Here is a 13,884-nt window from a genome sequence, read left to right on the forward strand (position 1 = left end):
TGACGGCTTCGGTACGCAGCGGGTTGATCTCCGAGACGGCGCCGACGAACGTGGTCTTGCCCACGCCGAATCCGCCCGCCACCACGATCTTCGCGCTGGTGGTTGAGCGGGCTGCACCGCCGCTAGAGCTTGCGAAGTCCACTGAGCACCCTTTCGAGCAGTGTCACATCTGGTTGGCCCCCGGCGGTCTCGTCGCCGCCGGGTTGATGAATGGCGACAAGTCCGGCCTCCGCCAGGTCGGCTACGAGGATCCGGGCGACGCCCAGGGGGATGGAGAGCAGTGCCGAAATCTCGGCGACCGATTTGATCTCGAAACAGAGCCGGCAGATCCGCTGGTGCTCGGGCAACTGCCCTTGCAGCCGGGACGGATCGGCCGTCGTGCTGACCAGTGCCTCGATGGCGAGCTGGTACCGCGGCCTGGTCCGGCCGCCGGTCATGGCGTACGGACGTACCAACGGGTTGTGCGCGGCGTGCTCCGGCTCCTGATGGCGCCTCGGCTGTACCGGCTGGATACGGGGCGGCTGCTGGCCGTACGAGGGCTGTTGTCCGTACGGCTGCTGCTGTCCCTGGCCCTGCCCCTGGCCGTACGACGGCTGCGAGCCGTACGGCTGTTGCTGACCCTGACCGTACGACTGCTGCTGTCCGTACGGCTGTTGAGGCTGCTGGTACGGCTGCTGCTGTGGATGATACGGCTGTCCGCCGCCGTCCCACTGCCCGCCCTGACCGCCGTTCCTGCCTGGCGCGGAGGGGGAGTCGAAGTGGTTCCGGGCATGCTCACCCGGGACCTGTCGGCCACCCTCGTAAGGATGTCCGCCTGGGGGTGTTGCCACCGTTTCCTCCTCCGACTCCGGTCGCCGGTAACTGTTCTGTGGAGTCGCGCCACCGAACCCTATGGTGCGATGGCGCGAAACGCACTGTCTGTCTGTTAGTTGAGAAGACTTCCCTGGAGTTCGGCGCGCAGGTCCGGTGTCAGCACCGTCCCCGCCCGGTCGACGAGCAGAGCCATTTCATAGCCCACCAGGCCGATGTCGGCCTCGGGGTGTGCGAGGACGGCCAGCGAGGAGCCGTCGGAGATGGACATGAGGAAGAGGAACCCGCGGTCCATCTCCACGACGGTCTGGGTGACAGGACCGCCCTCGAAGATCCTGGAGGCCCCGGCGGTCAGCGAGGTCAACCCGGAGGCCACGGCCGCCAGTTGGTCGGCGCGGTCCCGCGGGAAACCCTCGGACATGGCCAGCAGGAGTCCGTCGGCGGAGACCACCACGGTGTGGGACACCCCGGGGGTGTGGTCCACGAAATTGGTGATCAACCAGTTGAGATTCTGCGCCGCCTGGCTCATCGGGCTCACACTAACGCTCCTGGTTGTAGGTACTGCCCGGGCCTCGACCCGGTCCGTTCGTGTCCGTCCCCGCCGCTCCCGTGTTCCCCGCGTTGCCCGCCCCCGCGTTACGGCCCCGCTGGACGCCGCGCCGCAGGTTGCTCAGCCTGCCACGTACATCCTCCGGCGCGCGCGAGACCTGGGGGCCGTTCTGCGGCGTCGACTCCGCGGTTCCCTCGATCAGGTTGGCCTTGGGAACGCGGCGGGGGAGCCCCGACGGAGTGATCCCGCCGGCCTTGGGCTCCTTGAGCTTCTCGGCCCGCTGCCAGCGGTCGTCGTTCGTCGAACGCCAGTCGTCGGGGCCGTTCGCCTCACTCTGCCCATTCTGCGGCTGCGGGGCTGTCGGTGCGTACGTCTCGTCGCTCTCGTTCGTCTGCTGTGCCTCGGGGGACTGTGCCTGCTGGTCGGCAGCCCGTGCCGGCTCCACCGGCGGGGCGGCCGACGGGGAGGTCCGGCCGAAGAGATCGGCCTGACCGCTGTCGTGCCCGTTCCGCTGTCCGTCGTCCCCACCGGTGGTCTGCCACGACTCCGGCTTCGGAGGCTGCGACGTGCTGCCACGGCGCGGCAGTCCCGCTCCGGTCAGTGCGTGGCTGGCGCTCGGCGAGGGCCCCGGACGTTCGAATTCTACGCGTTCCGGGGCGTCGGCCGCAGCGCCGTCGGACGATTCCGATTCGGGCTGCCGCGCCGCGTCGTACCCGCCCTGGTAGCCACCCTGGTCACTCCAGCCACCCTGGTTGGCCTGGGGAGCGAAGAGGTTGTCGTAGCCCGCACCGTCCGGCCGGGGAGCCTCGTAGGCCCCTTCCGTATAGGTGCCGCCGAGCGGATCCTGCTGCTCCGGGTATCCGTCGGGCGTCTGGTACCCGTCGCCGCCCGTCCCGTAGCCGTCCGGGGTGGCGTACGCGTCGTACCCCGTGCCCCCGTACGTCTGCCCGGCCTCGGGGGCGGGGTAGCCGTTCTGCTCGTACGACGCCTGCTGCGGCGCGTACTGCCCGTCGGTCTCCTCGCGGTACTGCCCGTCGACCTGATCGCCGTAGAGCGGCTGCTCACCGCCGGGCAGGGCCGCGGCGGCGCCGTTGCCACCGCCCAGCGCCGCGCGGCGCTCGTCGCGCCTGAGGGAACGGTTCACCGGATCGAGACTGCGCGGATTCGCCGCCCCGGCCCCCGCACCTTCGTCGTACCGGGAGTCGTCGAAGCCGAGTTCGGCCGCCGTCAGCATGGGCGTCGAGAAGGTCTGCTGCTCCGGCTCGAAGGCCGGGGCCTGCTGCTCCGGAATGATCTGGGAGACCGTGAAGTCGTCCGGCGGGGGCTGCTCGCCACCGCCACCGTGGGTGATCGCGTCCGGGAGCATGACCAGCGACGTGGTGCCCGCCTGCTCGCCCGAGGGCCGCAGCTGAACCCGTACGCCGTGCCGGTCGGCCAGCCGGCCGACCACGAACAGGCCCATGCGCTGGGACACCGCGGCGTCCACGGTGGGCGGGTTGGCCAGCTTGTGGTTGATGTCGGCGAAGTCCTCGGCGGTGAGGCCGATGCCCTTGTCGTGGATCTCGATCATCACGCGGCCGTCGGGCAGCCGCGTCGCGGTCACCCGCACCTTGGTCTGCGGCGACGAGAACGTCGTGGCGTTCTCCAGCAGCTCGGCGAGCAGATGCACGAGGTCGGTCACGGCCTGGCCGTGGATGTCGGTCTCCGGCACACCGGTCAGCTCGATGCGCTCGTAACTCTCCACCTCGGAGGACGCGGCGCGCAGCACGTCGACCAGCGGCACCGGCTGGTTCCAGCGGCGGCCCGGCTCCTCACCGGCGAGGACCAGCAGGTTCTCACCGTTGCGGCGCATACGGGTCGCGAGATGGTCCAGCTTGAAGAGGTTCTCCAGTTGCTCGGGCTCGGCCTCGTGGTTCTCCAGCTCGGTGATCAGGGTCAGCTGGCCCTCGATCAGCGACTGGTTGCGCCGCGACAGGTTGGTGAAGATCGCGTTGACGTTGCCCCGCAGCATGGCCTGCTCGGCGGCGAGCCGGACGGCCTCGCGGTGCACCTGGTCGAAGGCGCGCGCGACCTCGCCTATCTCGTCCCTGGAGTCGATCGGGATGGGCTGGACGCGGGTGTCGACGCGGCCGGGCTCGGTACGGGACAGCTGGTCGACCAGCATCGGCAGCCGCTGCTCGGCTATGCCGAACGCGGCCGTACGGAGCTGGCGCATGGCCCGGCTCATCTGCCGCGCCATCATCCCGGCCAGCACGAAGGCGGCCAGCAGGGCGATCAGCACGATCGCGCCGTTGATGATCGCGTCGTTCCTGGCGCTGCCGGAGATCTCCGCGGCGTCGCTGACGGCGTTGTCGACCAGGTCCTTCTCGATGATCGTGTAGCCGTCGAACTTGGCGGTGGTCGCGGCCATCCACGCCGTCGGGGTGACGCCGCGCTCCTCCAGCTGGGAGGGGCTGTCACCGGTGGCGATCGCGGCGACCATGCCGTCGACGACCGAGCCGTTCTCGGCCGGCGGGGCGATGAACTTCTCGCCCGCCGCCGCGGCCTGCTGCCGCGCCGTCGCGAGCTTCTTGGCGCCCTCGGCGGTCTTCTCGCCCATGATCTTCTGGAGCTTGGCCGTGTCCGCGTCCGTGCCGCCGGAGACGTACTCGGCGACCGCGATGTCCTCCAGGTAGGCGTACGAGGAGAACGCGATCGACTGGCCCTCCCGGACCACCGGCTTCTCGCTCGGCCGCACCAGCAGGTGCAGACCGATGGAGCGCTGGAGCGAGGAGGCGGCCTTGGAGAGCTGGATCGCGTAGACGGTGCGGCCGTAGCTGGTGATGTTGCCGGTGCCGAGGCCCAGTTCGTTGGAGAACTCCATGAGGGAGTGCTGGACCAGCACGTAACCCTCTTCGGTCGCCACCGGACCGCCGTTGCGGCCGGTCTTGTCGGGCGTCTCGACACCCGCGGTGTACGCCGTCTTGCGGATCGTCTCCAGCTTGGGCTCTTCGGCGCGGAAGAGACGCAGCCGGCGCTCCAGGCCCTGGTCCTGCGGCATGGACTTGACGGCGCGGTCGAACTCGGCCTTGGCGGCGTCCGTGGTGGCCCTGGCGTCCACGACGACCTTGTCGTCGCGCTTGTTCGTCAGCAGGGGCTGGGCGGTGAGGTCGCGCTCGTTGAGCAGGGCCTGGCCGTACCCGGACGCGGCCCGGACGACGAGCGCGGTCCGCTCCGCGTCCTGCGCCTCCTGCCAGGTGTCGATGGAGCCCTTGACCTGGAAACCGCCCATGACGAGGCCGACGAGCACGGGTATCAGGAGGATCGCGTTGAGCCGGGTCGGCACGCGCCAGTTGCGTGGCGACAGACGACTGGTGCTGCCGGGTGCCGGCGGCTTCCCGGGCGCATCCGCAGGCGGCGCCGCTGTACGCCGCGGCGGGGTGAAGTTACCCCGCGCCGCCTGCTCCGCGGAGCTCGTCTTGCTGCGCCTCACTCGACCAACAACCTCTCGGCGTCGGCACCTACGTTGTGCCGTTTTTCGTTCAGGGCCGTACTACTCGGGAGTTCATCGAATTCCAGCACGTGAGGCGGTCCCGTTCCAAACAGTGGGAATCAGCCATTCCGAGTGGTCCATACCGGAGATAAAACGGGCATAAAGAACGAGCCCCGCCAAAAGGCGAGGTTGATGTGAGCACAGCGATACCAGCCGAACGCGGCGGGCGACCGAACGGCGCGAATTCTCTTCTCAAACGTTATGAACACCGAGGTGGGCTATGTCAAAAGACACAGCCCACACCCGGCCCCTGCTACGGCAACTGCCGTACGGATACGTCTACTTGAGTCGTGCCATGAGCGCGTGTTCGACGAGGGTGATCAGTCCGCTCTTGGCGTCGGCGCGGTGCCGCGCGTCCGTCGTGATGATGGGAGCGTCCGGGCCGATCTGCAGAGCCTCGCGTACTTCGTCGGGGGTGTAGGGCTGGTGTCCGTCGAAGCCGTTGAGGGCGATGACGAAGGGGAGTCCTGAGTTTTCGAAGTAGTCGACGGCGGGGAAGCAGTCGGCGAGGCGGCGGGTGTCGACGAGGACGACGGCGCCGATGGCGCCGCGTACGAGGTCGTCCCACATGAACCAGAAGCGGTCCTGTCCGGGGGTGCCGAACAGGTACAGGATCAGGTCCTGGTCGAGGGTGATGCGGCCGAAGTCCATGGCCACGGTGGTGGTGGTCTTGTCTCCGGTGTGGGTGAGGTCGTCGATGCCGGCGGAGGCGCTGGTCATGACGGCTTCGGTACGCAGCGGGTTGATCTCCGAGACGGCGCCGACGAACGTGGTCTTGCCCACGCCGAATCCGCCCGCCACCACGATCTTCGCGGAGGTGGTCGATCGTGCCGCTCCGCCGCTAGAGCTTGCGAAGTCCACTGAGCACCCTTTCGAGCAGTGTCACATCCGGCGTGCCGCCGGCCTCTCCGTTACCCGGCTGGTGGATGGCCACCATGCCGGCCTCGGCCAGGTCGGCCACAAGGATGCGCGCCACACCGAGCGGCATGGACAGCAGTGCCGACACCTCGGCGACGGACTTCACCTCGCGGCAGAGATGGCAGATCCGCTGGTGCTCGGGGAGCAGCCCGGCGAGATGCGCCGGATCGGCCGTCGTGCTGACCAGCGCCTCGATGGCGAGCTGGTACCGCGGCCTGGTCCGGCCGCCGGTCATGGCGTACGGACGTACCAACGGCTGGTCGCCCTCAAGTCCGTAGGACGCGTCGACTGAGGCGCCGTACGGATCGTGAGAGGCGGGTGGCGGGGTCATGAATCCTCCGGGCGTGACAGCAAGATGTCTGCGTGCCGTCTGACTGGGCCGGGGTGGGGCCGGTTGGCGGCCTGACGGTGGGTTGCGCTGTGGGCGGTACCTGGAAGCCTCAGTGCAGCAGGCTCCCCTGGAGCTCGGCGCGCAGGTCCGGTGTCAGCACCGTGCCTGCCCGGTCGACCAGGAGGGCCATCTCGTAGCCCACCAGGCCGATGTCGCAGTCGGGGTGTGCGAGCACCGCCAGTGAGGAACCGTCGGATACGGACATGAGGAAGAGGAACCCGCGGTCCATCTCCACGACGGTCTGGGTGACAGGACCGCCCTCGAAGATCCGGGACGCCCCCGCGGTCAGCGAGGTCAACCCGGAGGCGACGGCCGCGAGTTGATCGGCACGGTCGCGCGGGAAACCTTCGGACATGGCCAGCAGCAGGCCGTCGGCGGATACGACCACTGTGTGGGACACCCCGGGGGTGTTGTCCACAAAGTTGGTGATCAACCAGTTCAGATTCTGCGCCGCCTGGCTCATCGGACTCAACTAACGCTCCTGCTGGTGAGAGGGGCCGAGGTTGAAACTGCCGGTCGTCGAACTGTCGGCGGTACGGCCGCCAGCCTGACGACCCTGCTGGATGCCCCGGCGAAGGTTGGTCAGCCGGCCGCGTACGTCATCTGGCGCACGCGAGACCTGCGGACCGGTCTGGTTGCTCTGCTCCTGTGCGGTTCCGGGCACCAGATTGGCACGCGGGACGCGACGGGGCAGACCTGAGGTGGTGATTCCGCCCGCGGCGGGCTTCTTGACCCGCTCGGCCTGGCGTACCAGCTCGTCATTGGGTGACGTGCGCCAGGAGGACGTGACGGCGCCGTTGCCGTTGGCGTTGCCGTTCGCCGGCTGCCGTTGCGGCATCGGGGGAGGAGGGGACACCGGTCGGTCCGGCGGGCCCTCCGGGGGCTGCTGCTGATACGGCTGCTGCTGCTCGGGCACCTGGGGCGCCTCGGGCTGCGCCGGGCCGCCGTTCTGCTGCCCGTGGAACCAGTTCGTCTCCAGCGTGTCGAACAGCGGCGTACGGCCGTCGCCAGGACCGGCCGGGGGCAGTGCCTCCGGCTGGGGCTGCTGGGGAAGCGCGCCGACGGGCGGGCGCGGTGCGCCGAAGTCGGCACCGTTCGGGCCGTTCTGGCCGTAGCCGGGGCGGCCCTGGCCCTGCTGACCCTGACCGAAGCCCTGGCCTTGGCCCTGGCCCTGGTCGGCGCCCGGACGACCCTGTCCGGGCGGCGGGACCTGGCCGAAGAGGTCGGGGTTCGGTGAGCCGGGCGCGGGGGCGGGTGCCGGGGGACGGGGCGCGTTGAAGTCGGGGCGGGGGAACTGGGCCGTGGACCCGTGGTCCTGACCCTGGCCCTGCCCCTGCCAACCGCCGTTGACGTCGCCCGAGTTGGGAACGTTGGGGATGTTGGGGATGTTGGGGATCGGGTGGGAGCCGGTGTCACCGAATCCGTTGCCGCCGCCGGTGTTGCCGCGGCCGTTACCGACGCCGCTGTTCAGATCCGGTCGCGGACCGTCGAAGTCGGGGCGCGCGAACTCGGCCGTGGCGCCGGGCCCCTGGCCCTGTCCGGCCGACGGCATCGCGAACTGACCGGTGGTCTCCGGCTCCTCGTGGCCGCGCGGGGCGTCCGGCGCGAACCGCTGCGGCGGGGCCTGCTGCTCGCTGCCCCAGCTGGTGGTCCCGGCGGTGGTGCCGGGACGCTGCGGGCGCTGCGGCGGCTGCGGGTTGCCCCCGGGCAGCTCGGCGCGCGGTCCGCCGGGCGGCGGCAGCTGACGGCCGCGGTCGACCGGCGGAGGTCCACCGGCCGAGGCGTTCGCACCCTGCGGGAAGGCGTTGCGGTCGCGGTTGGCGGGGCCACGTCCGTTCGGGCCGCTGGACAGGCTCTGACCGGGCCGGGCGAGCCGGCCTCCGGCCTGCGGCACCGGACCCGACGGCTGCTGCCCGCCGGGACCCGCCGGGGCGCCCGGACGGCCGGCGCCGGCCTGGTCGCGGGGGCTCGTACCGAACAGGCTCGGCTGTCCCGAACCCTGACCGGCGCCCTGGCGCTGCGGATCCTGCGGCGGACCGGACTGCGGCCGGGTGGGCAGACCGCTCTGCATCCCGTTTCTGGCCGGCAGCGCGGCGCGGGGCCCCGTACCGGCGCCGACCTGGCCGCGTGAGGGCGGGGTGGCGAGACGTCCGGCTCCTGCGGCGCCGCCCGCGAGCCCGGCGGCGAGGCCGGACTGCTGGCCGCCGCCACCGAGGGCGCCCTGACCGGCGGGCGCCTGTCCGCCCGCACCGTTCTGCGCGCCGACGCCGGGGCGCGGCGGCATCTTCTTGCCGCCGTTGGCGACATCGACGGGCAGCATGACCAGCGCGGTCGTGCCACCGGAGTCGGAGGGGCGCAGCTGGATCCTGATGCCGTGGCGCAGGGAGAGCCGGCCGACCACGAACAGACCCATGCGGCGCGACACCGAGACGTCCACGGTGGGCGGCGAGGCGAGCCGTTCGTTGATCGCGGCCAGGTCCTCGGGGGAGAGACCGATGCCGGTGTCGTGGATCTCGACGAGCACGCGCCCGTCGGGCAGCGCGTGACCGGTGACGCGCACCTTGGTCTGGGGCGAGGAGAACGACGTCGCGTTCTCCAGCAGCTCGGCGAGCAGGTGCACGAGGTCGTTGACGACGCGGCCGGCGACCTCGGTCGTGGGCACCGAGGACAGTTCGATCCGCTCGTACTGCTCCACCTCGGAGGCCGCGGCACGGAGCACGTCGACCAGCGGGACGGGGCGCGTCCAGCGGCGGCCCGGCTCCTCACCGGCGAGGACCAGCAGGTTCTCACCGTTACGGCGCATACGGGTCGCGAGGTGGTCCAGCTTGAACAGCGAGGACAGCTGGTCCGGGTCGGCCTCACGGGACTCGAGCTCGGAGATCAGCGACAGCTGACGCTGGATCAGGCCCTGGCTGCGGCGCGAGAGGTTGGTGAACATCGCGTTGACGTTGCCTCGCAGCAGCGCCTGCTCGGCGGCCAGTCGGACCGCCTCGCGGTGCACGTCGTCGAACGCCGCGGCGACCTTGCCGATCTCGTCCCTGGAGTGCACACCGACGGACTCGACGGAGGTGTCCACGTCCTGCGGGTCGGCCTCGGAGAGCTGCTTGACCAGCTCGGGCAGCCGGTCCTGGGCGACCTTGGTGGCCGTCTCCTGGAGGCGCCGCAGCGAGCGGATCATGGAGCGGGCGACGACGAAGGCGCCGACCAGCGAGACACCGAGGACGACGAGGATCAGCGCACCGTTGATGAGCGCGTCCTGCTGCGACTTCTCGCGCAGCTGACGCGCCTTGTTCTCCATCTCACCGAGCAGCGTCTGCTCGATGATGTTCATCGCGTTGATCTTGGCGGACGCCTGGTCGGTCCAGTCCAGGTACGAGCGCTTCGGCCGCCCCTCCAGACCGCCGGAGATACCGAGCACCCGCTGCGCGTACTCGTCGGCGGCGTTGATCTCGGGGTTGCCCTTGCCGCTGAGCGGTGCCGTCAGCTCCTCGGCGTTGCCGCCCATCGACTCGTACAGCGCGTCGAAGGAGGCGAGGGAGTTGTCGCCCTTGGTGGCGGCCGCCAGTCCGTAGAGCCGGTCGTTCTCGTTGAGGTCGCCCGCCTCCCTGGGATCGGCGGGGAGCGCGGAGGCGATGATCGCGCGCTGGATCGACGCGTACTCCTTGGCGGAGGAGAAGGCCGCCAGGGCGCGGGTCCGCTTGATCATGTCCGGGTTGCTGGTCGCCTGCGCCATGTCCTGCGAGAGGCTCAGCAGCGAGTCGATGAGACCGCTGTAGGCGTCGACCGTCAGGGAGTGCGTGGTCTCCGAGTCGTACGCGTCCTTGCGGATTTCCTGGATCTTGTTGACCTGGGTCGCGATCTGGCTGACGTTGGCGCGGATTGACTCCAGCGCCTGGTCGCCGTCGGTGTTCCCGATGTCCACGGTGGCGCCGAGGAAGGCCTTCTTGGCCCGGTCCGTCTTGGTGCGACGGTCCTGGACCTTGAAGTCCTTGGGGTTCGCGCCGTTGGTGAGCGGTCCCGCCGACTCGTCGCGCTCCGCCTGGAGCGCGGCGGCGAGACTGGTCGCTTCCTTGGTCATCTTGGTCAACAGCTGCATGTGCTCCAGCTGCTGCCTGTCGTTCAGGGACTCGTTGATACGCAGTCCACCCAGCGTGGTGGCCGCGACCACCGGCAGGGTGAGCAGTGCCACCAGACGGGTACTGATGCGCCAGTTGCGCAGCGCTATTCGCGAACCCGCGTCGGTGGAAGCCGACTTGGGCGCGGCGTTCGGGGCGTCACCACCGGGCGCCGCACCGGGCTGGGCACCCCGGTCAGCACCCTCGCCGGCCGGACCTTGACCCGGGTTCTGGGTGTGCTGGGGCGAGGAGCCGCGGTCGGTTCCGCCGCGGGGCTCCTGCTCCGCCGCAGCGCTGCTATCCCTCTTGAAACGTCCCTGCACTAGCGTCGCAACCTCTGGACCAGGCGTCCCCCCGCAGAACGGCGGGACGGTGTCGGCGTCGTGGAGCACAGAGTGCGCTCCAAGGTGGTCGTTGAGTGACCGGCGATGCTCCCCTTCCCCGCATGCCACTCGGCGCCGCGTCGCGCCCTTACGCGCCGTCCTGATGAACCCGCGGCGGTGCGTGGAATTCCAGCACAGAGCCGGATCTCCAACAAGGGCCGCGTACCGGGCTGTGACCTGGGTGACGCGTTGTGAGCGCGACGTGACGATCGGTAGAAGGTGTTCAGGGAGGAAGCGGACTTACCGGAACGAGTCCGGGGCGGGTGGGGGGTGCCCCAGTCCTGATGATCAGGAGCGGAATGCAAGCTTCGATAGCGCAATGTCCGTTTCCACCGGTCTCGACCACTGTCCGTGATGGGTGAATTGCCCGGCACGTCGTGAGCAAACTCACATGGAGATCGTTGCGGCATCCAGGCTTTCGCAGGGAATCACGTGTTTAGCCTGACGCTTTACATGGATGGCACATTCGACAACCGGCGCTCCTGAGCACCCGTACCCGACAAGGTCTGAGAACAACCGATGAAGATGACGAAGATGTTCCGCAACACCGCCAACCCCCGCCGCACCACGCTGGCGAACCTGGACGACGCCGGGGAGCTTCTTCCGCCCGTACAGCCGGAACACTCCGTCGACCTGCCGCTCCGCACGGCCAACCCGCGCCGTACGACGCTGATCGACGCCCCTGTCGCACAGTAGGGCACGCCCCACGGCGGCCCCGCACCGCGTCGGCCGCCGCCCCTCACCAAGCTAGCCTGGGACGTCAGTCTCCAGTCAGTCAGCCAGCAGCAAAGTGAGGGGCGACAGCTTCCCGTGCGCATCGCCAGATTCTCCATCGACGGCAATGTCGCCTTCGGCGCGGTCGAGGAGGACGGCACCGGCGGTACGGCCGCCGGCCTCGTCCTCGACATCATCAAGGGCATTCCGTACAACGACTTCGAGCTCTCCGGCACCAAGGTCCCGCTGAGCAAGGTCCGGCTGCTCCCGCCCGTGCTTCCCAACAAGGTCGTGGGCGTCGGCCGCAACTACGCGGCGCACGCGGCGGAGCTGGGCAACGAGGTGCCCGAGACGCCGGTCGTCTTCTTCAAGCCGACCACCTCGGTGATCGGCTCCGGCGACGGTGTCGAGTACCCCTCGTTCTCCCAGGACCTTCATTACGAGGCCGAACTGGCCGTGGTCATCGGCCGCATGTGCCGGGAGGTCCCGCGCGAGCGCGTCAAGGACGTGATCCTCGGATTCACCTGCGCGAACGACGTGACCGCGCGCGACACGCAGAAGAGCGAGAACCAGTGGGCCCGCGCCAAGGGCTTCGACACCTCCTGCCCGCTCGGCCCCTGGGTGGAGACCTCCATCGATCTGGCGGCCGTGAGTGACGGCCTCGCCGTCCAGTGCACCGTCAACGGCGAGCAGCGCCAACTGGGCAGCACCCGCGACATGATCCGCTCCGTCGAGGACCTCGTCGTGCACATCACCGAGGCCATGACGCTGCTCCCGGGCGACGTCATCCTCACGGGCACCCCCGCGGGGGTCGGCCCCCTCAACGTCGGCGACGAGGTCGCCGTCACCATCGAAGGCATCGGCACTCTCACCAACAAGGTGATCAAGCGTGGCTAACGCGACCGTCCGCGTACGTTTCTGTCCCTCGCCGACCGGCAACCCCCATGTGGGCCTGGTCCGCACCGCCCTCTTCAACTGGGCGTTCGCCCGCCACCACGGCGGGACCCTGGTCCTGCGCATCGAGGACACCGACGCCGCGCGCGACTCCGAGGAGTCGTACGAGCAGCTGCTCGACTCGCTGCGCTGGCTCGGCCTCGACTGGGACGAGGGCCCCGAGGTGGGCGGCCCGCACGCGCCGTACCGCCAGTCGCAGCGGATGGACATCTACCGGGACGTCGCCGACAAGCTGCTCGCCGCCGGCCACGCGTACCACTGCTACTGCACCACCGAGGAGCTGGAGACCCGCCGCGACGCCGCCCGCGCCGCGGGCCGCCCCTCCGGGTACGACGGCCACTGCCGCGACCTGACCGCCGAGCAGAAGGCGGCGTACGAGGCGGAGGGCCGTACCTCCATCGTCCGCTTCCGGATGCCCGACGAGCCGATCACCTTCACCGACCTGGTCCGCGGCGAGCTGACCTTCACGCCGGAGAACGTGCCCGACTACGGCATCGTCCGCGCCAACGGGGCGCCGCTCTACACCCTCGTCAACCCGGTAGACGACGCGCTGATGGAGATCACCCACGTCCTGCGCGGCGAGGACCTGCTCTCCTCCACGCCCCGTCAGATCGCGCTCTACCAGGCGCTGATGGGGCTGGGCGTCGCCCACTTCGTGCCGCAGTTCGGTCACTTGCCGTATGTGATGGGCGAGGGCAACAAGAAGCTGTCCAAGCGCGACCCGCAGGCCTCGCTCAACCTCTACCGCGAGCGCGGCTTCCTGCCCGACGGGCTGCTCAACTACCTGTCCCTGCTGGGCTGGTCGTTCTCCGCCGACCAGGATGTCTTCTCCCGCGAGGAGATGGTCGGCGCCTTCGAGATCACCGACGTCAACGCCAACCCGGCCCGCTTCGACCTGAAGAAGGCCGAGGCGATCAACGCCGACCACATCCGGCAGCTGGACGTGAAGACCTTCATGGAGGCCTGCGCGCCCTGGCTGCGGGCCCCGTACGCCAACTGGGCGCCGGACGACTTCGACCAGACGGCCTTCGAGGCGATCGCCCCGTACGCGCAGACCCGCGTGACGGTGCTCTCGGACATCACGGCCAACGTCGACTTCCTGTTCCTGCCCGAGCCGGTCGAGGACGAGGCGTCCTGGACGAAGGCGATGAAGGGCGACCCGGTGGCCCTGCTGACCACGGCCCGCGCGAAGCTGGCGGACGCGGACTGGTCGAGCGCCGAGTCCCTGAAGAACGCGGTCCTGGTGGCGGGCGAGGAGCACGGCCTCAAACTCGGCAAGGCCCAGGCCCCGGTCCGCGTCGCGGTCACGGGCCGCACCGTGGGCCTGCCGCTCTTCGAGTCCCTGGAAATCCTCGGCAAGGAGCGCACGCTCACCCGCATCGACGCGACGCTGACGAAGCTCGCGGCGTAGGTCCCGCGGACGTAAGCCGAAGGGGGGGTGGGGGGCGCCCCGCCCGCCCCCCCCCCGCCCCCCGACCCACCCCCCCCGGGGGGGCAACAGGGTCATAAAAACAACA

The 13,884-nt window shown here is 69.9% G+C and carries 10 protein-coding genes and 1 pseudogene; 3 read left to right on the top strand and 8 right to left on the bottom strand.

The genetic code is table 11. The features are described from left to right. From ACFT9I_RS39305 to ACFT9I_RS39340, 8 genes and pseudogenes are all read right to left on the bottom strand, one after another. Positions 1 to 142, bottom strand: a pseudogene (locus ACFT9I_RS39305) (ATP/GTP-binding protein); the annotation flags it as partial. Continuing rightward, complete coding sequence (locus ACFT9I_RS39310; protein WP_382572492.1) at positions 123 to 830, bottom strand: DUF742 domain-containing protein; 708 nt, start codon at positions 828 to 830, stop codon at positions 123 to 125. The pseudogene ACFT9I_RS39305 and the gene ACFT9I_RS39310, both read right to left, overlap by 20 nt. A gap of 95 nt (positions 831 to 925) precedes the next feature. Next, complete coding sequence (locus ACFT9I_RS39315) at positions 926 to 1,339, bottom strand: roadblock/LC7 domain-containing protein (RefSeq protein WP_382572505.1); 414 nt, start codon at positions 1,337 to 1,339, stop codon at positions 926 to 928. Between the two features lie 10 nt (positions 1,340 to 1,349). After that, complete coding sequence (locus ACFT9I_RS39320) at positions 1,350 to 4,832, bottom strand: nitrate- and nitrite sensing domain-containing protein (protein ID WP_382572494.1); 3,483 nt, start codon at positions 4,830 to 4,832, stop codon at positions 1,350 to 1,352. Positions 4,833 to 5,171: 339 nt separating this feature from the next. After that, positions 5,172 to 5,753, bottom strand: a complete 582-nt coding sequence (locus tag ACFT9I_RS39325) for an ATP/GTP-binding protein (RefSeq protein WP_031229387.1) — start codon at positions 5,751 to 5,753, stop codon at positions 5,172 to 5,174. After that, a complete protein-coding gene (locus ACFT9I_RS39330; RefSeq protein WP_023538417.1) occupies positions 5,734 to 6,141 on the bottom strand; it encodes a DUF742 domain-containing protein in 408 nt (135 codons plus the stop codon). Before ACFT9I_RS39330 ends, ACFT9I_RS39325 begins: the two co-directional genes overlap by 20 nt. Positions 6,142 to 6,250: 109 nt before the next feature. Beyond that, a complete protein-coding gene (locus ACFT9I_RS39335; protein WP_023538416.1) occupies positions 6,251 to 6,664 on the bottom strand; it encodes a roadblock/LC7 domain-containing protein in 414 nt (137 codons plus the stop codon). A gap of 9 nt (positions 6,665 to 6,673) precedes the next feature. Beyond that, complete coding sequence (locus tag ACFT9I_RS39340) at positions 6,674 to 10,639, bottom strand: nitrate- and nitrite sensing domain-containing protein (RefSeq protein WP_382572496.1); 3,966 nt, start codon at positions 10,637 to 10,639, stop codon at positions 6,674 to 6,676. 579 nt (positions 10,640 to 11,218) lie between these two features. On the opposite strand from ACFT9I_RS39340, the gene ACFT9I_RS39345 reads away from it, so the two are divergent. The 3 genes from ACFT9I_RS39345 (at position 11,219) to gltX (ending at position 13,778) form a co-directional block, all read left to right on the top strand. Beyond that, on the top strand, positions 11,219 to 11,395 hold the full coding sequence (locus ACFT9I_RS39345) for a hypothetical protein (RefSeq protein WP_382572498.1): 177 nt from the start codon (positions 11,219 to 11,221) through the stop codon (positions 11,393 to 11,395). Between the two features lie 114 nt (positions 11,396 to 11,509). Further along, positions 11,510 to 12,310 (top strand): fumarylacetoacetate hydrolase family protein, encoded by an 801-nt coding sequence (locus ACFT9I_RS39350; RefSeq protein ID WP_382572500.1) that lies wholly within the window; start codon positions 11,510 to 11,512, stop codon positions 12,308 to 12,310. Continuing rightward, the gene (gltX, locus tag ACFT9I_RS39355; RefSeq protein WP_382572503.1) at positions 12,303 to 13,778 is read left to right on the top strand and encodes a glutamate--tRNA ligase; all 1,476 of its coding nucleotides are present in this window, start codon (positions 12,303 to 12,305) and stop codon (positions 13,776 to 13,778) included. Before ACFT9I_RS39350 ends, gltX begins: the two co-directional genes overlap by 8 nt. Positions 13,779 to 13,884: the final 106 nt, after the last annotated feature.

Origin of the sequence: Streptomyces sp. NPDC057137 (assembly GCF_042670825.1) — a bacterium.
In the GTDB taxonomy this organism is placed as follows: Bacteria; Actinomycetota; Actinomycetes; order Streptomycetales; family Streptomycetaceae; genus Streptomyces.